Source organism: Mesorhizobium sp. M1423, from assembly GCF_040317575.1.
Lineage (GTDB): Bacteria > Pseudomonadota > Alphaproteobacteria > Rhizobiales > Rhizobiaceae > Mesorhizobium.
Map to the genome: position 1 here is coordinate 14,465 of NZ_JAMYKU010000028.1, position 22,205 is coordinate 36,669.

The following is a 22,205-nucleotide window of genomic DNA, read 5'->3' on the forward strand; positions in this document are numbered from 1 at the left end:
CAACAGCTTTGCGGCCGCGATTCTCGTGGATCAGTCGCCCATGGCGGTGTTCGACGCGGTCAAGCGTCCACGCGAGTGGTGGGGCGCATGAAGCCTTGCGCGGTCGGAAGGAGCTTTCCATGAGATTGATTAGGCTGAAAGCGCCGGGAGGCTTGGAAAATCTCAAGCTGGTCGAGGAAGATTGCCCAGAACCAGGGCCGGGTGAGTTGCTTGTCAGGATACGAGCGTGTTCGTTGAATTTCCACGACAGCATGGTGGCGCTGGGAAAGAAACCGTGCGCCGATGGCCGTATTCCGCTGTCCGATGGCGCCGGAGAGGTGGTTGCGGTCTCAGACGATGTCCAAGAATTCAAGATCGGAGATGCCGTCGTCAGCACCTATTGGCCCCATTGGCTGGCAGGCGAACCGACGCCGGCCAACAAGAGGGGCGAGTTGGGAGATGATGTTGACGGCTATGCCCGTGAGTATGTGTGCATGCCCTGGCATGCCTTCACAAGGGCACCGGCAGACTTCACGCATGTGGAGGCGGCAACGCTCACTTGTGCCGGCGTCACCGCCTGGAAAGCCCTGATGGTGTGCGGCCAGGTGAAGCCCGGTGATACGGTGCTGGTCCTTGGCACGGGAAGTGTATCGCTGTTCGCGCTGCAATTCGCAAAAATTGCCGGCGCTCGGGTTATTGCCACCTCCTCATCGGAGGAGAAGCTGGAAAAGTTAAAGCGATTTGGAGCCGACATTGTCGTCAATTACAAGGCAGTGCCGGATTGGGGCCAGAAGGTAAGGGTTTTGACGGACGGACGCGGCGTCGATCATGTGATCGAGGTTGGCGGGCCCGGCACGTTGGCGCAGTCGATAACAGCATGCAGGATGGGCGGCCACATCGCACTGATCGGTGTCTTGACTGGTTTTGCCGGGCAAGTTTCGATCCCGGCCCTGTTTTCCAATCAGATCAGGATCAGCGGAATCTCGATTGGCAGCAGGGCAGACCAGAACGACATGATCCGTGCCATAGAGGCCAACCGTTTGAAGCCTGCGATCGACCGCGGTTTTCCCCTGCAGGAGATCGCCAATGCCTTCAAGCACTACGAGTCCCAACAGCATTTTGGCAAGGTCTGTCTCGAACTTTGACTCCTGTATCTGGCCTCCATTTGGCGTCGCGCATTTCGACCGGCTTTATGTTCTCCGCAAGCAAAGCAGGCCAGGCACCAATCAGTCGAGAAATGGCTTTGCCTTCATCGTCGCCGGCACCGGCACGCCGAGGCGCGCAAGCACCGTTGGCGCGAGCTGCAGCTGATCGAGCAGCGTCTTGGCTTCCGGACCCTCGCCGGATCCGAAGTAGTAAAGTGCGAAATCCTGCATCTCCTCGTCGTGGCCGCCATGATGGCCGCGATCGGTCTGGCCATGATCGGCGGTGACGATCACCTCGTAGCCGGCCTCCCGCCAGCGCGGCAGGAAGCCGGCGAGCATGGCGTCCATTGCATAGACGGCATGATCCATCTCATGGCAGTCATGGCCGAAGCGGTGGCCCATCGAGTCCAGCGTGCAGCTGTGCAGGATGCCGTAGTCGATGCCGTAGCGCCTGGTCAGCATGGTCAAGGTAGCGAACAGGTCGACGTCGCTCGGCGTCATCTGGTTCCTGGCATTATAGCCGGTCATGGTGTGGAACCGGCCGTGGCCGATCGGCCCGCCCGGCTCGTCGAACTCCATGTCCTCGACCAGGTCGAACGGATAGGCCCGGAAGAATTCGGACCAGTAGGAATGGGTGACCGCACCCGTCTTGCCGCCGGCCCTGCTGACTTCGGAAAAAATGTCCGGCTGTTCGACGCGAAACCGGTTCTCGTTCGACAGGATACCGTGCACTTGGGGCGGCACGCCGGTGTGGATCGAGGCGTAGCAGGATGCCGAGGTCGACGGCAGGACGGAGCGCATTTTCCATACGCGGGCTTCGCCTGATTGCACCCAGCCTTCGAGATTGCCCATCAGCCGCCGCCAGTTCCGGTAAGGCACGCCGTCGAGGATGATGACCAAAAGTTTTGTCTTGAGCGCCACGGGAGTGTCTAATTTCCCGCGCTGGCCATGCGCCGTCCCTTGATCGCCTTTTCCAGCCAGCCGATCTCCATTTCGGGCACCGACGACAGCAAAAGATCGGTGTAGGCATCGAAGGGTGGCGTCAGCACGGTGCTCTTGGCGCCGTAGCGCACCACCTCGCCGCGATACATCACCGCGATTGAATCGGCGATCGACTTGACCGTGGCCAGGTCGTGGGTGATGAACAGATAGGCGACGTTTTCCTCTTTCTGCAGCCCGAGCAGCAGCTCCAGTATGCCATGGGCGACCAGCGGGTCGAGCGCCGAGGTCACCTCGTCGCAGATGATCAGCTTCGGCTTGGCGGCGAGCGAGCGGGCGATGCAGACGCGCTGCTTTTGGCCGCCCGAAAGCTCGGCCGGATAGCGGTCGATATAGCCTTTGCCCATTTCAATCTTGTCGAGCAGTTCGGCGACGCGTTTGTCGCGCTCGCGCCCGCGCATCCCAAAATAGAATTTCAGCGGCCGGCCGATGATGGTGCCGACCGTCTGGCGCGGGTTCATCGCCACATCGGCCATCTGGTAGATCATCTGCAATTGGCGCAGATCCTCTTTCGGCCGGTCGGCAAGCCGGTTGGCGAGCGGCCGCCCGTCGAAGGTGACGGTGCCTTGTTCGGGCGGCAAGAGGCCGGTGATGGCGCGCGCCAGCGTCGATTTGCCGGAGCCGGACTCGCCGACCACCGCCAGCGTCTGGCCCGGGAAAATATCGACCGAGACGTTCTTCAACACCTTGATGTGGCTGCGGCCATAGGCGGCGGTGATGTTCTTGACCGACAGGAACGGGCTCGTGCCGGGCTTCTGCTCCTGATGTTCGATCTCATGCACTGAAACCAGCGCGTTGGTGTATTCTTGGCGCGGCTCCTTGATGATCTGGCGCGTGCCGCCCCATTCGACCAGCCGGCCGTGGCGCAGCACCATGATCTCGTCCGATACCTGGGCGACGACGGCAAGATCGTGGGTGATGTAGAGCGCCGCGACATGCGTGTCGCGGATGGCATCCTTGATCGCCGCCAAGACGTCGATCTGCGTCGTCACGTCGAGCGCCGTGGTCGGCTCGTCGAAGACGATCAGGTCGGGCTCCGAGCACAGCGCCATTGCCGTCATCACGCGCTGCAGCTGACCGCCCGACACCTGGTGGGGGAAGCGCTCGCCGATGCTTTCGGGGTTCGGCAGGCTGAGCTTCTTGAACAGCGCCACGGCGCGCTTTTCGGCTTCGGCCCGCGTCGCCGTGCCGTGCAGCAGTGCTGCCTCGACCACCTGGTCCATCAGCCTGTGCGCCGGGTTGAAGGCAGCTGCCGCCGATTGCGCGACATAGCAGACCTCGCGGCCGCGCAATTTGCGGAACCCTTCGTTGCCGCCCTTCAGGATGTCGCGGCCATTGAGGATGACCTCGCCGCCGGTGATGCGCACGCCGCCGCGGCCGTAGCCCATCGACGACAGGCCGATGGTCGATTTGCCGGCGCCGGACTCGCCGATCAATCCGAGCACCTTGCCCTTTTCGAGCGTCAGCGAGACATCGTGCACCAGCACGATGTTCTTCGGCGCCTCGCCCGGCGGATATACCGTGGCCTCGATGCGCAGATTGCGGATGTCGAGCAGCACGCCGGACCTCGGTTGCCCGGGCTTAGGTTGCTTGTCAGCCATTACCCGCGTCCTCCCTTCAGGCTTGTCGTGCGGTTGAGCACCCAGTCGGCGACGAGATTGACGGAAATCGCTAGCGCTGCGATCGCCGCCGCCGGAATGAGGGCGGCGCCTATGCCGAAGACGATACCATCCTTGTTTTCCTTGACCATACCGCCCCAATCGGCGTCCGGCGGCTGTACGCCAAGCCCAAGGAAGGACAGCGTCGACAGGAACAGCACGGCATAGATGAAGCGCAGGCCGAGTTCCGAAACCAGCGGCGACAGCGCATTGGGCAGGATTTCGCGGAAGATGATCCAGCCGCTGCCTTCGCCGCGCAATTTGGCCGCCTCGACGTAATCCATGACGTTGATGTCGACGGCGACCGCCCTCGACAGGCGGTAGACGCGGGTCGAATCCAGAACGCCCATGACCAGGATCAGCGTCACCAGATTGGATGGCAGCACCGAAAGCACGACAAGGGCCATGATCAGCGTCGGGATCGACATCAGGAGATCGACGAGACGCGACAGAAGCGTGTCGAACCAGCCGCCGAAAACCGCCGCCGAGAAGCCGAGTATGGCGCCGAGCGAGAACGATAGCGCGGTCGCCAGCACCGCGATGAACAGGGTGATGCGGGCGCCATAGATCATGCGCGACAACAGATCGCGGCCCAGATTGTCGGTGCCCAGCCAATGCGCCGCCGACATCGGTTCCCAAGGGACGTCGCTGACGATCTCGGCATTGCCATGCGGCGCGATCCACGGTGCAAAAATCGCCGCCAGAACGAACAGCGCCGTCAGCACAATGCCGATCAATGCCGGGATGGGGATGCGTTTGATGACGAGCATACCCGACCCCTTCATTTCGGATGTCTAAGGCGCGGATTGGCGACTATCGCCGCTATGTCCGCGATGATGTTCAGGCTGATGTAGACGGCGGCGAAGATCAGCCCAACCGCCTGAACCACCGGCACGTCGCGCTTGGTGACGTGGTCGACGAGGTATTGTCCCATGCCTGGATAGACGAAGATCACTTCGACAACGACGACGCCGACGATGAGGTAGGCGAGATTGAGCATGACGACGTTGATGATCGGCGCAATCGCATTGGGGAAGGCATGCCTGCGGATGACGGCGAAGGCCGAAAGCCCCTTGAGTTCGGCGGTTTCGACATAGGCCGACTGCATGACATTGAGGATCGCGGCGCGCGTCATGCGCATCATATGGGCGAGCACCACCAAGGTCAGCGCCGCCGCCGGCAGTGCTATGGCCTGGATGCGCTCGCCGAACGGCATTCCGTCATAGACGGTGGAAATGGCGGGAAACCATTGATGTTGCACCGCGAAGAAAAAGACGAGCACATAGCCGACGAAGAATTCCGGGAAGGACGTCGAGGCCAGCGCCAGTCCCGAGATCAGCTTGTCGACCCAGCCATTGCGGTAGCGCACCGCGATCAGCCCGAGGATGATCGCCAGCGGCACCGCGACGACCGCCGCCCAGAAGGCGAGGAACAGCGTGTTCCACAGCCTTCCCTTGATAGAGGTTGCGATATCCTGACCGCTCGACATAGCCGTGCCGAGATCACCGGTCAGAATGCCGCCGAGCCAGCGAAAATAACGGATGTAAGCCGGATCGTTGAGCCCGAGCTGTTCGCGCAGATTGGCGAGCGACTCCGGTGTCGCCGACTGCCCGAGAATGGCTTGCGCAACATCGCCGGGCAGGATCTGGGTGCCGGCGAAGATCAGGACCGAAACGGCCAATAGAAGGATGATGCCCAGCGCAATGCGCTGGGCCACCAGTTTCACGATGGGTGAGGACATATCCGCAAGGCCGGGCTCAGGCTTCGAGCCAGCACTTCGCGAGAGCATATCCGTTCATCAACTCCTGATGCGGATCATCCACCCAGCCGGCAACCTTGGCGCCCGTCGCGTCGATGAACTGATTGAACATCGGCAGGATCAGGCCGCCCTCGTCGCGCACCATCACAGCCATGTCGTGGTACATTGCCTTGCGCTTGGCCTCGTCGAGCTCGGCGCGAGCCGCCAGCGCCATCTTGTCGAAATCCGGACGCTTGAACCGTGTGTCGTTCCAGTCGGCCGTCGACAGATAGGCAGTCGAGTACATCTGGTCCTGCGTCGACCGGCCGCCCCAGTAGGAGGCGCAGAAGGGCTGCTTGTTCCAGACTTCCGACCAGTAGCCGTCGCCCGGTTCGCGCTTGATCTCCAGCTTGATGCCGGCCTTGGCCGCGCTTTGCTGGAACAGCTGTGCGGCATCGACGGCACCGGGGAAGGCGACGTCCGACGTCCGGAGCAGGACGGCACCGTCATGGCCCGACTTCTTGTAGTGGAACTTGGCCTTGTCGGGATCGTATTTGCGCTGCTCGATCTCGGTGAATAGCGGGTACGATGCATTGATCGGGAAGTCGTTGCCGAGCGAGCCATAGCCACGCAGCACCTTGTTCAGCATCTCCTCGCGGTCGATCGCCAGCTTCAGCGCCATGCGCAAATCGTTGTTGTCGAACGGCGCGGTGTTGCAGTGCATGATGAAGACGTAGTGGCCGGGTCCCGAATGGTTGCGGATGGTGACGCCGGGCACACGCTTGATCAGGTCGACGATCTTCGGCTCGACGCGGTTGATCATGTGGACCTGGCCGCCCTGCAGGGCCGCCGTACGCGCCGTGGCGTCGTTGATGACGATGATCTCGATCTGGTCGGCATGGCCCATCTTGTCGCCCTGCCAGTAGTTGGCGAAGCGCTCGCCGCCATGGCGCACGCCGGGCTCGTTGGTGGTGACCTTGTAAGGACCCGCCGAGATGCCGGCATCGGCCTTGTCCTTGCCGCCGTTCGGCTGGATGATCAGGTGATAGTCGCTAAGCAGATAGGGAAGATCGGCATTCGGCTCCTTCAGCGTCAGCACCACTTCCTTGCCGCTGGCCTTGATGCTCTCGATGCCTTTCATATAGCCGAGCGCGCCGGATTTCGACTTCTCGTCCGAATGGCGTTCGAGGGTGGCGGCCACGTCCTCTGCAGTCACTTTCTTGCCGTTGTGGAACTCGACGCCGTCGCGGATCTTCAGCGTCCAGGTCTTGGCGTCGTCCGACGAGCCGATCTCCTCGGCAATGCGGTTCTCGAGCTTGCCTTCGGGAGACAGCTCGACGATCAGTTCGCCCCACATCTTGCCGAAGGCGAACGGCACCTGCGTCATGAACAGCGCCGGATCGAGGCTGTTGGTGGATTCGCCACCGACGAGGCCGGCCTTGAGCGTGCCGCCCTTGACCGGACCCGCCGCGCGGGAAGCGCTGGAAAGCAGCGAATTGGCGAAGGTTGCGGTGACGCCGAGCGCTGCCGCCCGGCCGAGAAAATCGCGACGGCTCAGCTTGCCGGACGCAACGCGCCGGCTCAGATATTCCAGTTCGTTCGACATGTTGAGTTCCTCACTCTGTTGGTCGACCTTATGGTCGTTTTTTCTCATTTCGATCGGGAGAATAATGACCGTAAGGGAAAGCGGTAAGCAAGACCGAATGCGACATGCCGTGGCGTAAATCGTGCGTCGCAATTGGACCAATCGCTATAAGCGCTCAAAGCAGTGCACGCGGGATTTTCTCCTCGAAGTTGCGCTCGAGGACCAGTTTCTCGCCTTCATAGGCTTCAATTCTGGCGCTAACCATGAAGCTTTGCGCGTCGGAGCGCATTTCGGCGAAGGTTTCGGTGCGCACCGACCATTCATTTCGCGACAGCGTCTGGGTCCAATGCGTCTTGCCCAAGGCTGACAGCGGATTGTCAGGACGGATCGCCCATGTCTCTCTGGCGATGCTCCCGTGGGCGAGGCCATGCTCCAGGTCGCGCACCTCACCGAAATCGTCGACGATAGAAAGCGTGATCATTCCGGTCTTTTCGTCGCGATCGACATGACGCTCGGAATTGGCGGCGCGGACCGTTTCGGTTGCCCAGGGCGTGGCGCCCTCGGGAGCGGGGAAGACCACTTCGTCACCTGGCGCCAGCGGGCGCAGCGGCAGCATCAATGTCGCGGCCGACAATTCCAGCCGGACCGGCTCCGGCGACGGCCAGATCATCGGCCAATAGCTGTTGGAGATGGCAACACGCAAGCGGTGGCCGGCCGGCACGCGATAGGCGCATTGGTCGAGGACCACCCGGGCGCTGACGGTTTCGCCGGGCACCAGCGCTTCGGGAAATTCGTGCGAGTTGCGATGCGTCAGGTTGAGCACGCCGTAGGAGATCAGCTCCGACGCTCCGTCCGGATGGACGTCGCACAGCCGAACCGCGATGTTCGCCTGGCGCCGGTCCGCCGAGACCCTGACCGCAACTTCGGGAGCACCGACGATGTCGATCGCTTCGTTCAGCACCGGCTGGTCGAAACACACCGACAGCGCATCGTCGGGGCGCTGGTCACCCGGCAGTTCCGGGCCGAAGGTGAAGGGGAAATATTCGCCACCGGCAAGGCCGCAGTTTTGCGGCGAAGCGACGATAGCGTGGTTGCCTTCAGCGATAAGCTCAACCTCTTGCGTCTTGATGTTGGGTGACGGCCATTCCGTTTCAGCGACCCAGCGGCCCGGCCGCTCGGGATGCCAGCGCGCCGGACGCACGCTGTCCATCACATAGGCGCGGTAGGCCGGGTCGGCCTCTACGCCGGTGTCGAGGTCCTTCAGCCAGCGGTCCCACCAGCGCAACGCCTCCTGCAGGAAGCCGATGCGCGGTTCGGGCGCGGCGTAATGCGGGTATTTGTGGATCCACGGGCCGACGATGCCCTTGACCGGCGCCTCGATATTGGCGGCGAGATGGGAAATCGTATTGCGATAACCGTCATGCCAGCCGCCGATCGACAGCACCGCGGCATGAATGGCGGAATAGTCCTCGCAGATCGAGCCGCGCTTCCAATAGGCGTCGCGATGCTGGTGCTTCAACCACAGCGGCGCCAGGAAGGGCTGGTTCTCCAGCCGGGTCAGCCACAGCTCGCGCCATCTGTTGTCGCCGGCCAGCAACGGATCCGGCGGCCGCGACGAATAGGACAGCATGGTCGAAGCCCAGCCGAAATTCTCGATCAGCAGGCAGCCGCCCTTGTAGTGGATGTCGTCGGCGTAGCGGTCGACTGTCGAACAGAGACTGATAACCGCCTTCAGCGCCGCCGGCTGCTTGGCTGCTACCTGCAGGCAGTTGAAGCCGCCCCACGAAATGCCCATCATGCCGACATTGCCGTTGCACCAGGGCTGCGCCGCCGCCCAGGCGATGACGTCGCAAGCGTCCTGCAATTCCTGCTCGGAATATTCGTCGTCCATCAGCCCTTCGGAATCGCCATTGCCGCGCATGTCGACGCGGATCGAGGCGTAGCCGTGGCCTGCGAAATAGGGATGCGTCAGCTGATCACGATAGATCGTGCCGTCGCGCTTGCGATAGGGCAGATGTTCGAGGATTGCCGGCACCGGATCGTCGGCAGCATCGGCCGGCATCCACACCCGCGCCGACAGCCGGCAGCCGTCGGGCATGACGATGCCCATATCAGGAAATTCGACGATCTTTCGTGGGAATTCAGTGACGATTTTCATGCGGGCAGACTCCAGGAGCGCCAGATGATGGAGTCCGCAGGATGTCGTCGTGGGCCAGCCAACGAATTCGGCTGGTCAATCCGCGTCAATTCAACGGGATGTCGTTTTCGGCCTTGCTCGCCTGGTAAGCGCCGGACAGTTCGTCGTAGATTGCCGAGATGGCGTTGATCCGCGCCTCCAGCCGCTCGCGCTCAGGCCCCGACAGCGATCGCACCAGTCTGCGGATCGAAAAGCTCTTCCAATAGGCATTCTCGGCATTGTAGCCGCCGGGATCGAGGGTGAAGACCTCTTTCAGGATCTTCAAATCGTGCGGGATAGCGAAACTGTCGCGCGAATCCTCGTGGCTGAACAGATAGTAGAAATTGTCGAAGCCGGTCCAGGTGATCGCCGACAGGCAGAGCGAGCAAGGTTCGTGCGTGGCGAGAAAGATGGCATCCGCGGTGTCGATGCGCTCGGCCTTCGGCATTTCGTAGAAGCGCTTCAGGCAATGCACCTCGCCGTGCCACAGCGGGTTTTCCGTCTCATTGTTGGTTTCGGCAAGCACCAGCGAGCTGTCGTCCTTGCGCAGGATCGCCGCGCCGAACAACTTGTTGCCATGCGCGACACCCTTCGCCGTCTTCGGCACGATGTCGTGCTCTATGACGTCGAGCAGGCGGTCGATCAGCGAAATGTCAGCCATCACCGGCTCCCATCGGGAAGATGAATCTCATAGGCGTGCGAGAAGTGGCACTCTTCGAGGTTGGAGCCGTCGCCGCCCCGGTCGACGACCAGGAAGTCCTGGGGCTCGCCGATCGGCGTCAGCACGCCGTGCCACAAATCGCGCGGATAGTTGACGCCTTGCCCGGGCGCGGTGATGAACGCATGCGGCTCGCCCGGGCCTTCCTCGCCGTCATGGCAGACGATGACCAGGAACGGCCGTGGTGACAGCGGAATGAAGGCCTGGCTGCCAAACGGATGGCGCTCGACCATGGTAAGCTTCAACGGCAGCTCATAGGGCGTGCCACGCACCATCGAGATCAGCACGTGCGCATTCGGCCCTCGTGCTTCAGCGGTGGCGAGATCGTGATAGCGCTCGGCCTTGCCGCCATTGATCGGATAATGGTTGTCGCCGCCCATATCGATGACGTCGCCGAATTCGGCGAAATTCTCGCGGGTCAGCGGCCGCGCGACGATGCGGATCACCGCGCGCGACCCTCGATGCCCACACCGCCGAGCTTGGCGTGGCGGTTCACGTCCTTGTAGAGGAGGTAGCGGAATTTGCCTGGCCCGCCGGCATAACAAGCCTGCGGGCAGAAGGCGCGCAGCCACATATAGTCGCCGGCCTCGACTTCGACCCAGTCCTGGTTGAGACGGTAGACCGCCTTGCCCTCCAGCACATAAAGCCCGTGCTCCATGACATGCGTCTCGGCGAAGGGAATGACCGCGCCCGGCTCGAGCGTCACGATGGTGACATGCATGTCGTGGCGGATGTCTTCAGGATCGACGAAGCGCGTTGTTGCCCAGCGGCCTTCGGTACCTGGCATCGGCGTCGGTACGATATCCTGTTCGTTGGCGAAGAACGCTTGCGGCAGCTCGATGCCGTCGACCGCATCGTAAGCCTTTCGGATCCAGTGGAAGCGGACGGCAGCGCCGCTTTCGTTGCGCACCGTCCACCCGCTCGCTGGCGGCAGAAACGCGAACCCGCCCGGCCTGAGCACATGCTTCTTTCCGGCTAGCGACACGCTCAGCTCGCCTTCAACCACGAATATCGCGCCCTCGGCATCATCATCCGGTTCTGGCCGGTCGCTGCCGCCGCCGGGCGCGAGCTCGACGATGTATTGCGAAAACGTCTCGGCAAAACCCGACAGCGGCCGCGACAGCACCCAGACCCGTGTCCCATCCCAGAACGGCAAGGCGCTGGTGACGATGTCCTGCATCACGCCTTTGGGGATTACGGCATAGGCCTGTGTGAACACGGCGCGTCCGGTCAGCAATTCACTCTGGCCGGGATGTCCGCCCTGCGGCGCATAATAGGTTCGCTCGGCCATTTTCATCATATCCATAAATTCAAGCCTGTTGCGGAAGCCAGGGCCCATCGCGGCAGCCAAAGCCTATTGTGGAAGCATGTCCTTGAGACGAAGCAGCGCGATGCGCTCGACCTGTCTGCAGGCGGTTTCGAATTCGACATCGCGGCTGTTGCCGATACGCGTTTCGAACTCGGCCAGGATGTCCTCCTTGGTCTTGCCCTTCACCGCAATGATGAACGGGAAACCGAAACCGGTGACGTAGGCGGCATTGAGCTTTGCGAACAGCTCGCGCTCGTTGTCGGTCAGCGCGTCTAGCCCGGCCGAAGCCTGTTCCCTGGAGGATTCCGCGGTTAGCCGCTTGGCCTGCGCCAGTTTTCCGGCAAGGTCGGGGTGGGCATTGAGCACGGAAAGCCGCTCGGCCTCGCTGGCCGCGCGAAAGACGCGGCAGAGCGCGTTGTGCAGGCCGCCGGCACTGTCATGCGCCGGGCCGAGCTCCAGCTCATAGGCGCGCTCGGCAATCCACGGCGAATGCTCGAAGACGCCGCCGAATGCGTGGACGAAGGCCTCGAATTCCATTTTCGACGGGCGCAATGCCGGCAACCGGAACGGATGCGTCTCCTGCCAATGTTTTGCAATGTCGATGCGCCGTGCCAGCCAGACCTTGTCGTGTGATTTGACGTAGTCGATGAAGCGCTTCAGTGCCGCGACCCGGCCCGGCCGCCCAACCAGGCGGCAGTGCAGGCCGATATTCATCATGCGCGCCCGCCCTGCCTTGCCCTCGGCATAGAGCGTGTCGAAACTATCCCTGAGATAGGCAAAGAACTGGTCGCCGGAGTTGAAGCCCTGCGGCGTGGCAAAGCGCATGTCGTTGGCGTCGAGCGTATAGGGGATGACCAGCTGCGGCTTCGCCGACCCGTTCGGTGTCACATGCTCGAACCAGTAGGGCAGTTCGTCGTCATAGGTGTCCGACACATAGTCGAAGCCGCCTTCTTCCGCCGCCAGACGCACCGTGTTGATCGACGTGCGGCCGGTGTACCAGCCGGTCGGCCGCGCGCCTGTCACCTCATAATGCAGCCGTATCGCCGCTTCCATGTCGCGGCGCTCGTCTTCTGGCGCGTGGTCGCGGTAGTCGATCCATTTCAGCCCGTGCGAGGCGATCTCCCAGCCGGCCTCCTGCATCGCTGCGACCTGGTCGGGCGAGCGCGCCAGGGCCGTGGCGACGCCGTAGCAGGTGACCGGCACCTGTGCCGCGCTGAACAGGCGCAGCAATCGCCAGAAGCCGGCGCGGGCGCCGTATTCGTAGATCGATTCCATGTTCCAGTGGCGCTGGCCGGGCCAGGGCGCGGCGCCGACGATCTCCGACAGGAAAGCCTCCGAGGCCTTGTCGCCGTGCAGGACGCAATTCTCGCCGCCCTCTTCGTAATTGACGACGAACTGGACCGCGACATGCGCCCCGCCGGGCCATTTCGGATCCGGCGGATTGGCTCCGTAGCCGCGCATGTCTCGTTCGTAACGCATTCTCGCTCCTGCCGGAAATTGTGATCAGGATAGTCGAAAGGAGTGCCTGCGCATTCCCCCGAAATTTTTGAAAGTGTTTTTGTCGCGCTCCGCTCGACCGGGACTTATGCATCGCCTTTAATTGGCGCACAATTCATGAATAGTGTTCGACTGTGCAGGGAATGGAGCAGCCAGTGGCGGAAACGTCGAAAGCCGGAGGCGGGCGCCTGACGACCCATGTCCTCGACACCGCGGCCGGCAAACCGGCGGCCGGTCTGTCGATTGAGCTCTATCATCTTGACGGCCAGGCCCGGACGCATCTGAAAACGGTCGTCACCAATGATGACGGCCGTTGCGATGCTCCGTTGCTTGCCGGCGCGGAGTTCCGTACCGGCGAATACGAATTGGTCTTTGCGGCCGGCGATTATCTGCGCCGGCAGGGGACAAAACTGCCGGAACCGGCCTTCCTCGACCATGTGCCCATCCGCTTCGGTATGGCCGAGCCGATGCACTATCATGTGCCGCTGCTTCTGTCGCCGTACGGCTATTCGACCTACCGGGGAAGCTGAGATGGCCGGGATCAAGACACGCAACGAAATCCGGTTCATCCTCAATGGCGAGGACGTCGCGCTCGGCACGGTTGCACCCGACCAGACACTGCTCGACTGGCTGCGGCTCGACCGCTCGCTGCGCGGCACCAAGGAAGGTTGCGCCGAGGGCGACTGCGGCGCCTGCACGGTGCTGGTCGGCAGGCTCTCCGGTGGAACACTGGTCTATGAAAGCGTCAATGCCTGTATCCGCTTCCTTGGCTCGCTAGACGGCACGCATGTCGTGACCATCGAGCATCTGCGCGGCGACGCAGGAAAACTGCACCCCGTGCAGCAGGCGATGATCGATTTCCACGGCTCGCAATGCGGCTTCTGCACGCCGGGTTTCGTCATGTCGCTTTATGCGCTGTGGATGCGGTCGCCGGAGCCGTCGGACGCCGCCATCGAAAAGGCACTGCAAGGCAATCTCTGCCGCTGCACCGGCTACGAGGCGATCATGCGCGCCGCACGTGCCATCTCCAGATACGGCAAGGCGGCAAAGGATCCGTTGGCGGCCGAGCGCAAGGCAGTCACGGCCAAGCTCGACGCGATGAAGGACGGTTCGCGCATTGAGATCGGCTCCGGCAACAAGCGGCTGATCGTGCCGGCCAATGCCGACGATCTCGCCAGCGTGCTGGTCGAGGAGCCGGGCGCCACTATCGTCGCCGGTTCGACCGATGTCGGCCTTTGGGTGACCAAGCACATGCGCGATATTTCGCCGGCGGTTTTCATCGGCAATCTCGATGGTCTGTGCGGGATGTCCGAGGACAAGGGCGTCATCTCGATCGGCGCCGGTGTCACCTATAGCGAAGCCTTCTCGACGCTGGCAAAATGCATCCCGGCGCTAGGCCCGCTGTTCGATCGCATCGGCGGCGATCAGGTGCGCAACATGGGCACCATCGGCGGCAATATCGCTAACGGTTCGCCGATCGGCGACACGCCGCCGCCGCTGATCGCACTCGGTGCCCGCATGACGCTGCGTCGCGGCCACAAGCGGCGGACGATCCCACTCGAAGATTTTTTCATCGCCTATGGCCGACAGGACCGGCAGCCCGGCGAATTCGTCGAGGCCGTGCATGTTCCGGTGCCGGGCAGCGAGACGAAATTTGCCGTCTACAAGATCACCAAGCGCCGCGACGAAGACATCACAGCAGCGCTAGGCGCGTTTTTCCTGACGCTGGCCGCGGACGGCACGGTGGCGGAGATACGCATCGCCTATGGCGGCATGGCGGCAACGCCGAAGCGCGCCTTTGGCGTCGAAAAGGCATTGCTTGGCAAGCTCTGGACGGAAGCGACGGTCGAGGCGGCGATGGCCGCGTACGCCGGCGATTTCACCCCGCTGACCGACATGCGGGCAAGCGCCGAATACCGGGCGCTGGCGGCGCGCAACCTGCTGCTGCGCTTCTTTGCCGAAACCATGGGCACCCGGGCGCCGATCCAGGTATCACGGCACGAGGCGGCATGATGAACAAGCACGCCACTCCGAACTTGAAGGCGCAAAAAATCGCCGGCGGCGTCGCCACCGATCAGCGCCATGATTCCGCGCACAAGCATGTCAGTGGCACGGCCGTCTATATCGACGACATGCCGGAACCGGCCGGCACGCTGCACGGCTGTCTTGGGCTTTCGGCGGCGACGCATGCCACCGTCACCAGCATGGACCTGTCGGGGGTCCGCGCCGCACCCGGCGTCATCGACGTGCTGACGGCGAGCGACGTGCCCGGCGAAAACGATATTTCGCCGACCGGCCGCCACGACGAGCCGGTGCTTGCCGACGGCAAGGTGCAATTCTTCGGCCAGCCGATCTTCTGCGTCATCGCCGAAACCCGCGAGCAGGCGCGCCGGGCGACGAGGCTGGCCAAGGTCGAATACAAGGAATTGCCGTTCGTCGCCGATATTGGCGAGCTCGATCCCCGGAAAGACAAGCTGGTCACGCCGCCGCTGACCCTGAAGCGCGGTGATGCAGCGGCTGCGATCAAGGCAGCGCCACGCCGGCTGAAAGGGCAGATGCGCATCGGCGGCCAGGAGCATTTCTATCTCGAGGGTCATATCGCCTTGGCCATCCCTGGCGAGGACCACGACGTCACCATCTATTCCTCGACCCAGCACCCGAGCGAAATCCAGCACATGGTCAGCCATGCGCTCGGTGTTCCGAGCCACGCGGTGACGGTGGAAATCCGCCGGATGGGGGGCGCTTTCGGCGGCAAGGAAACGCAAGGCAATCAGTTTGCGGCATTGGCCGCTATCGCCGCGAAGAAACATCATCGGGCCGTGAAAATCCGGCCCGACCGCGACGACGACATGATCGCCACCGGCAAACGCCACGATTTCCTCGTCGACTACGAGGTCGGCTTCGACGATGAGGGCAATATTCTCGGCGTAGATTTCATGTTCGCGGCGCGCTGCGGCTTCTCGGCCGACCTCTCCGGCCCGGTCACCGACCGCGCGCTGTTCCATTGCGACAACACCTATTTCTGGCCGGCGGTGCACGCGCAATCGGCGCCGCTCTACACCAATACGGTATCGAACACCGCCTTTCGCGGCTTCGGCGGCCCGCAAGGCATGGTCGGCGCCGAGCGCGTCATCGACGAAGTCGCGTTTGCCGTCGGCAAGGACCCGCTCGAAATCCGCAAGAAGAATTTCTACGGCACCAGCGACCGCAACATCACGCCCTACCACCAGACGGTCGAGGACAACATCATCCACCGCATCGTCGCCGAGCTGGAGGCGAGTTCCGACTATGCAAGGCGCCGCCGCACCATCGATGCTTTCAATGCCAACAGCCGCTTCATCAAGCGGGGACTGGCGCTGACGCCGGTCAAGTTTGGCATCTCGTTCACCGCCACCCATTACAACCAGGCCGGCGCGCTGGTGCATGTCTATACCGATGGTTCAGTGCACCTGAACCACGGCGGCACCGAGATGGGGCAGGGCCTCTATGTCAAGGTGGCGCAGGTTGTGGCGGAAGAGTTCCAGATCGACCTCGATCAGGTCAAGATCACCGCGACGACGACCGGCAAGGTGCCGAACACCTCGGCCACTGCCGCGTCTTCCGGCTCCGACCTCAACGGCATGGCGGCGCAGAACGCCGCCCGCCAGATCAAGGACCGGCTGACCAATTTCGCCGCCGAGAAATTCCAGGTGCCGCGCGACCAGGTGCTGTTCCTGCCAAACCGGGTGCGCATCGGTAACCAGGAGATCGCCTTCGCCGATCTCGTCAGGCAGGCCTATATGGCGCGCATCCAGCTTTCGGCGGCTGGCTTTTACAAGACGCCGAAAATCCATTGGGACCGCGACAAGGGCGAGGGTCGCCCCTTCTATTATTTCGCCTATGGCGCGGCTTGCTCGGAAGTTTCGGTCGACACGCTGACCGGCGAATATGTCGTCGAGCGCACCGATATTCTGCACGAAACCGGGCGTTCGCTGAACCGCGCCATCGACCTCGGCCAGATCGAGGGCGGCTTCATCCAGGGCATGGGCTGGCTGACCACGGAGGAACTGTGGTGGGACGACAAGGGGCGGCTGCGCACCCATGCGCCGTCGACCTACAAGATCCCGCTCGCTTCGGACCGGCCGAAGATTTTCAACATCACGTTGGCCGACTGGGCGGAAGCAGGCGAGCCGACGGTGCACCGCTCCAAGGCGGTCGGCGAGCCGCCCTTTCCGCTCGCAATGTCGGTGCTGCATGCGCTGTCGGATGCGGTGGCGAGCGTTGCTGGCCACAAGATCTGCCCGCGCCTTGACCCGCCTGCCACGCCGGAACGGGTGCTGATGGCGATCGAACGGCTGAAGCGAGAAGCCAGGACCGGCACTTGAATCCCGGAAAACGTGCAATTCAGGCCGAAAAACTCTATATTTCCCAACAGGGAACGCGAATGATGAACGCGAAAATGCAGAGCCTGAAAGCCTTTCTTGCCGGTGCCTGCCGGGTCGCCTTGGTTGAGGTGGCCGGGACAAAAGGCTCGACGCCGCGCGAGAGGGGTGCCTTCATGCTCGTCTCAGGATCGGCCACTTTCGGCACGATCGGCGGCGGCCAGCTCGAATATATGGCGATCGACAAAGCGCGGCAGATGCTTGGTCGATCGGCCTCAGGTTCTGGCGAATCTGTCGAGGCTGGCGCCGCCCCTCATCCGCCTGCCGGCCCCTTCTCCCCGTATAGTTACGGGGAGAAGGGGGCTGGCCGCAACGCTGTCGCGACGCTCGACGTCGCGCTCGGCCCGGAGATCGGGCAGTGCTGCGGCGGCAGGGTCGAGGTGCGGATCCGGCTGGTTGACGCCGCGCTTGAGGCCAAGTTGGTCGCGGCGGCGGAAGCCGAGGAGGCGCAGCTGCCGCATGTCTACATCTTCGGCGGCGGCCATGTCGGCCATGCGCTGGCCTCGGCGGTGGCTTTGCTGCCGGTGCATGTCGTCATTGCCGAGACGCGAGCCGAAGCGCTGGAGGGCATGCCAGACACGGTCGAAACCTGTTTGACGCCGATGCCTGAGGCGATGGTGCGCGAAGCCCCGGCTGGATCCGCCTTCGTCGTCCTTACCCATGACCACGCGCTGGATTTCCTGATCGTCGCCGAGGCGCTGAAACGCCGGGATGCCGCCTATGTCGGCATGATAGGCTCCAGAACCAAGAAGGCGACGTTTCGGAACTGGTTCCTTAAGTCGGCGGACGGAAGCGAGGCGGAATTTGACCGCCTCGTCTCGCCGATCGGCGGCGATGCCGTCAAGGACAAGCGCCCGCAAGTGATCGCCGCACTCGCCGCAGCCGAGATCATGACGGCGTTGGCCGCCCACGCGATAGAACCGGCAGCTCCGTCCAAAGCACGTCGTGGCAAGGCGATGGCGGGCTGACGTTTCCTTCTATTCCTGTTCCTGCGTGTGTGCCTCGAGGAACCACAGCAATTTGTCGAGCGAGCGTGAATAGGCGGTGAAGATGTCGGCGGTGTCGGCGTCGCCCGCTCCCGCCGCTTCGTCGATCGCCGCGCGTGCCCGCTTGGCGGTCGCGGCATAGCGGTCGATCAGCGCCGCCAGATGATCTCGGGTCTTGTGGATGTCGGTCGGATAGGCCTCGAGCATAGTCGCCTTCGACACCTCCTGCGATGTGCCAAGCGCCGTGCCGCCGAGCTGTACGGCGCGCTCGGCAATGGTGTCGACATGTCCGTCGATCTCCTCGCGAAACGTGTCGAGCATCTCATGGATGGCGATGAATTGCGGCCCCTTGACGTTCCAGTGCGCCTGCTTGGTGATCAAGGCCAGATCTATGGCGTCGGCGAGGCGGGCGTTGAGAAGATCGATACACTCTTTCTTGGCATTGGATTGCAGGTCGTTGCGGGTGGCGATGGCATCCATGATCGGCTCCTGTGGCGGTTGCGTCCGCGTGGTTTGAAGAGGGCGAAGTTTGTGGAAGGTCAATCGAACATGCGCGCAGACGCCCTCATCGCCGCGGCACAGCATCCCAAAACGGCGATCTCCGACTTTCGTTCCGCTCGTCGTTTACGCCGGCCTTTTCAAGCCCAGATGGTCGCGCAGCGTGCTGCCGTCATAATCCGTACGGAACAGACCGCGCCGCTGCAGCTCCGGCACGACAAGCGTGGCAAAGGCATCGAGTTCGCCGGGAAAATAGGATGGCATCACGTTGAAACCGTCTGCCGCGCCGCCCTCGAAGCGTGCTGCGAGCTGGTCGGCGATCTGGGCCGGAGTTCCGACGACGCGCCAATGGCCGCGCGCGCCGGCGAAATGACGGGCAAGCTGGCGAATGGACAGGTTGTCGCGGCGCGATTGCTCGATGACGAGCGCCTGCCGGCTCTGCATGCCTTCGCTGGCCGGCAGCTGCGGCAGCGGTCCGTCGATGGGATAGCGCGAGAGATCGGATATGCTGAGATAGCTGGAAAGCAGCGCAACGCCGACATCGTCCGGTATCAGCTCCTGCAGTTCATCATGTTTTGCCCGGGCTTCCGCTTCGCTTGCCGCGACGACCGGCGCCACCCCAGGCATGATCTTGAGGTCGTCCGGCTTGCGCCCATAGGCAGCCAGCCGTCCCTTGAGGTCGTCGTAGAAGGCCTTCGCTTCCTCGAATGTCTGCGCCGCCGTAAAGACCACGTCGGCGGTCCGGGCGGCGAGGTCACGACCCTCGTCCGACGCTCCCGCTTGCACCATGACCGGTGCACCTTGTGGCGAGCGCGGCAGATCGAGCGGGTCACGCACCGAAAAACTTCTGCCTTCGTGTCCACCCTGGCCTCGCCAAAGGCCGGCAACCACGGCAGCGAATTCGCGCGCCCGCCCGTAACGGTCCGCATGCGGGCGCAGACCGGTCGAGCCGAAATTGGCGGCCTCGATCTGGCTGGCCGAAGTGACAAGGTTCCAGCCGGCACGCCCGCCGCTCAGATGGTCGAGCGACAGGAAGGTCCGCGCCAGCCCGTAAGGCTCGTTGTAACTCGTCGATGCCGTGGAGACGAGGCCGATGCGCTCCGTCTGCACCGCGAGCGCCGCAAGCAGGCTGATCGGCTCGAAGCCAATCGAGCGCGACGTTTGGCTGGCGATGTCGACATTGGCCTCGCGCACACCGGCGGCGTCCTCGCAGAAGATCATGTCGAACTTCGCCGCTTCCGCCGTCCGCGCCAGCTGGATGTAATGATCGATGTCGATGCCAGCCGTGACATGCGCCTGCGGATGGCGCCAGGCGGCGATGTGGTGGCCTGTCGCCCATAGGAAGGCGCCGAGCTTCATCTGGCCTCGACCGGCGCTCATTGCCGATCCTCCCCTGCAAGCCCGAGATGGGCCCGCAGTGTCGCCGCGCTGTAGCCGGACCGGACAAGGCCGCGGCGGCGAAGCTCCGGCAGCACGAGACCGATGAAATCGTCGAGCGCCGACGTGAGCGGCACGGCGATGTTGAAACCGTCGCAGGCTTTCGAGCGAAAGCACTCTTCGAGCCTATCCGCAAACATATCCGGCATGGCGGCCATCTCGCCATCCGTGACAACATTCATCAGCACCTTCAGCCCCTCCGGCCTGCGCCCGAAGGCAAGCGCACGGCGCTTCAGATCGTCAGCCCAGTCGATCGATCGCTGGTCTAGCAGGACAACATCGGCGGTGCGGGCGGCGATATCCATGTCGGGCTCGGACAGGCCGGACATGACCAGCACCGGCGTGTCCTGCGGCGACCGCGCCACGTTGAGCGGCCCGCGCACAGAAAAATATTCGCCCCTGTGGTCGAGAAGGTGCATCTTCTCGGGATCGAAGAAGCGGCCGCCACTTTTGTCGAACAGAAGCGCGTCTGCGTCCCAGCCTTTCCACAAGCCTTGCACGATGCCGACGAATTCCTCGGCGCGCAGGCGGAATGCGTCGCCGGAAAACCCTTCCGGTCGGCTGAAATTGGCCGCCTCGCGCGGGTCGGGCATCATGCTCGCGTTCCAGCCGGCGCGGCCATGGCTGATAATGTCGAGCGAAGCGAAACGGCGCGCGAGATTATAGGGCTGGTGGGCGACCATTGACGCCGCGGCGATGAGACCGATCCTGCTTGTCACCGTCGCCAGCGCTGCCAGCAAGGTCGTTGCTTCGAAGCGCATTTGCCGGTTCGGTCCGCCTGCAACCGGCGCGGAATCGGCGAGCAACACCATATCCAGGCCGGCCGCTTCGGCTTTTTGCACGGACCGCGTCAGCAGACTGAAATCCGGAACGACGTCGGACGGAGAAGAGGGAGCAGTTTCCGGAGCTAGTGAAACGGCTAGATGCATTGTGGCGCCGCTGGCCATCGGTCTTCCCTGGTGAGTGAGATTCCATAAGAAATATCTTCGCCGGCTGGACGGAAAGCAACCGGCCAGCCGGCGATCATTTGCCGGCCAGAATATCCCTGATCAGCCGCTGGCAGCGCTCGGCCATGAAGTCGAGCAGCAGCCGCACCTTCGGATCCTGCAGCTTCTTATGCGGGTAGACGGCGGCGAATTGCACCGGCGTCGGCGGCGTTTTGCTCAGGATCACCTTCAGCCGCTGGTCGCGGATAAACGGCTCGACCTCGAAGCGCGGCTTGTTGATGATGCCGCGGCCGGACAGCGCCCAGCCGGTCAGCACGTCGCCGTCATCGGTATCGTAGGGGCCGTGCACCTCGAACTTTTGCGGCCCGTTCCGCGTCTGCAGGGTCCAGACATATTCGCGCGCGCCGGAATAGCGCAGCATCAGGCAATCGTGCTTCTTGCCGATCAACTCGCTCGGCTCGCTCGGCTCGCCGCGCGCCTCCAGATATTGCGGAGCCGCCACCAGCACTCGCTCGCAGTCCATGATGCCGCGCATCCTGAGGCTGGAATCCTCGATGATGCCCAGCCGGAACGCAACGTCGATGCCTTCCTTCATGATATCGACATTGTGGTCGGAAAGCCGGAGCCGCACCTCGATATCTGGGTATCTGTCGTGGAAATCCGGGATGCCGGATGCCACCAGTCTTCGCCCGAGGCCGAGCGGCGCTGTCACCTTTATGGTGCCGCGCGGCTGGCCGGATAACGCGCTGACCGCAGCTTCGGCCTCGGTGACCGCCTCGAGCACCTGCTTGGCGCCGGAATAGAACACCGTGCCGTGCTCGGTCGGCATCAACTGCCGCGTCGTGCGGTTGAACAGCCTGACACCGAGATGCTTCTCGAGCTCCTTGATCCGGTTGGAAGCGACCGCCGGCGAAATGCGCATGTCGCGCCCAGCCGCCGACAAATTGCCGAGTTCGACGACGCGAACAAAAACGGCGATGTTATCGAGATAGGCCATGCGGCTTTCGGGGCTCTCATGTGGCTGCGTATGATCAGCCTAGTATTTTCCAATTTTTTTTGAAAGTCATCGTGCACCTCAGCCCTTTCCGTTTGCGCTCCAGTCCGTAAAGTCA

At 63.0% G+C, this 22,205-nt stretch carries 19 protein-coding genes; 5 read left to right on the top strand and 14 right to left on the bottom strand.

The genetic code is table 11. The annotated features are described in order from the left end of the window. The first annotated feature begins 119 nt into the window (after window positions 1–119). Complete coding sequence (locus tag NKG95_RS27425) at window positions 120–1,124, top strand: zinc-dependent alcohol dehydrogenase family protein (protein WP_353043042.1); 1,005 nt, start codon at window positions 120–122, stop codon at window positions 1,122–1,124. A gap of 81 nt (window positions 1,125–1,205) precedes the next feature. On the opposite strand, the gene NKG95_RS27430 is transcribed toward NKG95_RS27425, so the two are convergent. The 10 genes from NKG95_RS27430 to puuE all read right to left on the bottom strand — a co-directional run bounded on the left by NKG95_RS27430 (window position 1,206) and on the right by puuE (window position 12,786). Continuing rightward, window positions 1,206–2,045, bottom strand: a complete 840-nt coding sequence (locus NKG95_RS27430) for an alkaline phosphatase family protein (protein ID WP_023718089.1) — start codon at window positions 2,043–2,045, stop codon at window positions 1,206–1,208. 8 nt (window positions 2,046–2,053) lie between these two features. Beyond that, complete coding sequence (locus NKG95_RS27435; RefSeq protein WP_353043043.1) at window positions 2,054–3,724, bottom strand: ABC transporter ATP-binding protein; 1,671 nt, start codon at window positions 3,722–3,724, stop codon at window positions 2,054–2,056. Further along, window positions 3,724–4,551, bottom strand: coding sequence for an ABC transporter permease (locus NKG95_RS27440; RefSeq protein WP_023718087.1), 828 nt, complete (start codon window positions 4,549–4,551; stop codon window positions 3,724–3,726). Before NKG95_RS27440 ends, NKG95_RS27435 begins: the two co-directional genes overlap by 1 nt. Before the next feature lie 11 nt (window positions 4,552–4,562). Continuing rightward, entirely contained in the window at window positions 4,563–5,522 is a 960-nt protein-coding gene (locus NKG95_RS27445; RefSeq protein WP_023718086.1) for an ABC transporter permease, read from the bottom strand. A gap of 16 nt (window positions 5,523–5,538) precedes the next feature. Further along, window positions 5,539–7,125 (bottom strand): ABC transporter substrate-binding protein, encoded by a 1,587-nt coding sequence (locus NKG95_RS27450; RefSeq protein ID WP_353043044.1) that lies wholly within the window; start codon window positions 7,123–7,125, stop codon window positions 5,539–5,541. A 154-nt stretch (window positions 7,126–7,279) separates the two neighbouring features. Continuing rightward, window positions 7,280–9,262 carry a CocE/NonD family hydrolase gene (locus NKG95_RS27455; protein WP_353043045.1) on the bottom strand — a complete coding sequence of 661 codons (1,983 nt, stop codon included), beginning with the start codon at window positions 9,260–9,262 and terminating at the stop codon, window positions 7,280–7,282. Between the two features lie 85 nt (window positions 9,263–9,347). After that, window positions 9,348–9,941 (bottom strand): nucleoside deaminase, encoded by a 594-nt coding sequence (locus NKG95_RS27460; RefSeq protein WP_353043046.1) that lies wholly within the window; start codon window positions 9,939–9,941, stop codon window positions 9,348–9,350. Then, on the bottom strand, window positions 9,941–10,444 hold the full coding sequence (locus NKG95_RS27465; protein WP_353043047.1) for an ureidoglycolate lyase: 504 nt from the start codon (window positions 10,442–10,444) through the stop codon (window positions 9,941–9,943). The genes NKG95_RS27460 and NKG95_RS27465 overlap by 1 nt, the downstream gene beginning before the upstream one ends. Beyond that, complete coding sequence (locus tag NKG95_RS27470; protein WP_023718081.1) at window positions 10,441–11,289, bottom strand: bifunctional allantoicase/(S)-ureidoglycine aminohydrolase; 849 nt, start codon at window positions 11,287–11,289, stop codon at window positions 10,441–10,443. The genes NKG95_RS27465 and NKG95_RS27470 overlap by 4 nt, the downstream gene beginning before the upstream one ends. A 63-nt stretch (window positions 11,290–11,352) precedes the next feature. Next, on the bottom strand, window positions 11,353–12,786 hold the full coding sequence (puuE, locus tag NKG95_RS27475) for an allantoinase PuuE (protein WP_353043048.1): 1,434 nt from the start codon (window positions 12,784–12,786) through the stop codon (window positions 11,353–11,355). A 173-nt stretch (window positions 12,787–12,959) separates the two neighbouring features. Between puuE and uraH the strand changes: the two genes are divergently transcribed. From uraH to xdhC, 4 genes are all read left to right on the top strand, one after another. Then, window positions 12,960–13,334, top strand: a complete 375-nt coding sequence (gene uraH / locus NKG95_RS27480; RefSeq protein ID WP_353043049.1) for a hydroxyisourate hydrolase — start codon at window positions 12,960–12,962, stop codon at window positions 13,332–13,334. A gap of 1 nt (window position 13,335) precedes the next feature. After that, window positions 13,336–14,817, top strand: a complete 1,482-nt coding sequence (gene xdhA, locus NKG95_RS27485; protein ID WP_353043050.1) for a xanthine dehydrogenase small subunit — start codon at window positions 13,336–13,338, stop codon at window positions 14,815–14,817. Continuing rightward, entirely contained in the window at window positions 14,817–17,168 is a 2,352-nt protein-coding gene (gene xdhB / locus NKG95_RS27490) for a xanthine dehydrogenase molybdopterin binding subunit (protein WP_352847790.1), read from the top strand. Before xdhA ends, xdhB begins: the two co-directional genes overlap by 1 nt. 62 nt (window positions 17,169–17,230) lie before the next feature. After that, window positions 17,231–18,193, top strand: coding sequence for a xanthine dehydrogenase accessory protein XdhC (gene xdhC, locus NKG95_RS27495; protein ID WP_353043074.1), 963 nt, complete (start codon window positions 17,231–17,233; stop codon window positions 18,191–18,193). A 9-nt stretch (window positions 18,194–18,202) separates the two neighbouring features. On the opposite strand, the gene dps is transcribed toward xdhC, so the two are convergent. From dps to NKG95_RS27515, 4 genes are all read right to left on the bottom strand, one after another. Further along, on the bottom strand, window positions 18,203–18,691 hold the full coding sequence (dps, locus tag NKG95_RS27500; protein ID WP_023718076.1) for a DNA starvation/stationary phase protection protein Dps: 489 nt from the start codon (window positions 18,689–18,691) through the stop codon (window positions 18,203–18,205). A 144-nt stretch (window positions 18,692–18,835) separates the two neighbouring features. After that, complete coding sequence (locus NKG95_RS27505) at window positions 18,836–20,089, bottom strand: LLM class flavin-dependent oxidoreductase (protein ID WP_352547948.1); 1,254 nt, start codon at window positions 20,087–20,089, stop codon at window positions 18,836–18,838. After that, a complete protein-coding gene (locus tag NKG95_RS27510; RefSeq protein ID WP_031193704.1) occupies window positions 20,086–21,093 on the bottom strand; it encodes an LLM class flavin-dependent oxidoreductase in 1,008 nt (335 codons plus the stop codon). The genes NKG95_RS27505 and NKG95_RS27510 overlap by 4 nt, the downstream gene beginning before the upstream one ends. A gap of 76 nt (window positions 21,094–21,169) precedes the next feature. Continuing rightward, window positions 21,170–22,090, bottom strand: a complete 921-nt coding sequence (locus tag NKG95_RS27515; RefSeq protein ID WP_023718073.1) for a LysR family transcriptional regulator — start codon at window positions 22,088–22,090, stop codon at window positions 21,170–21,172. Window positions 22,091–22,205: the final 115 nt, after the last annotated feature.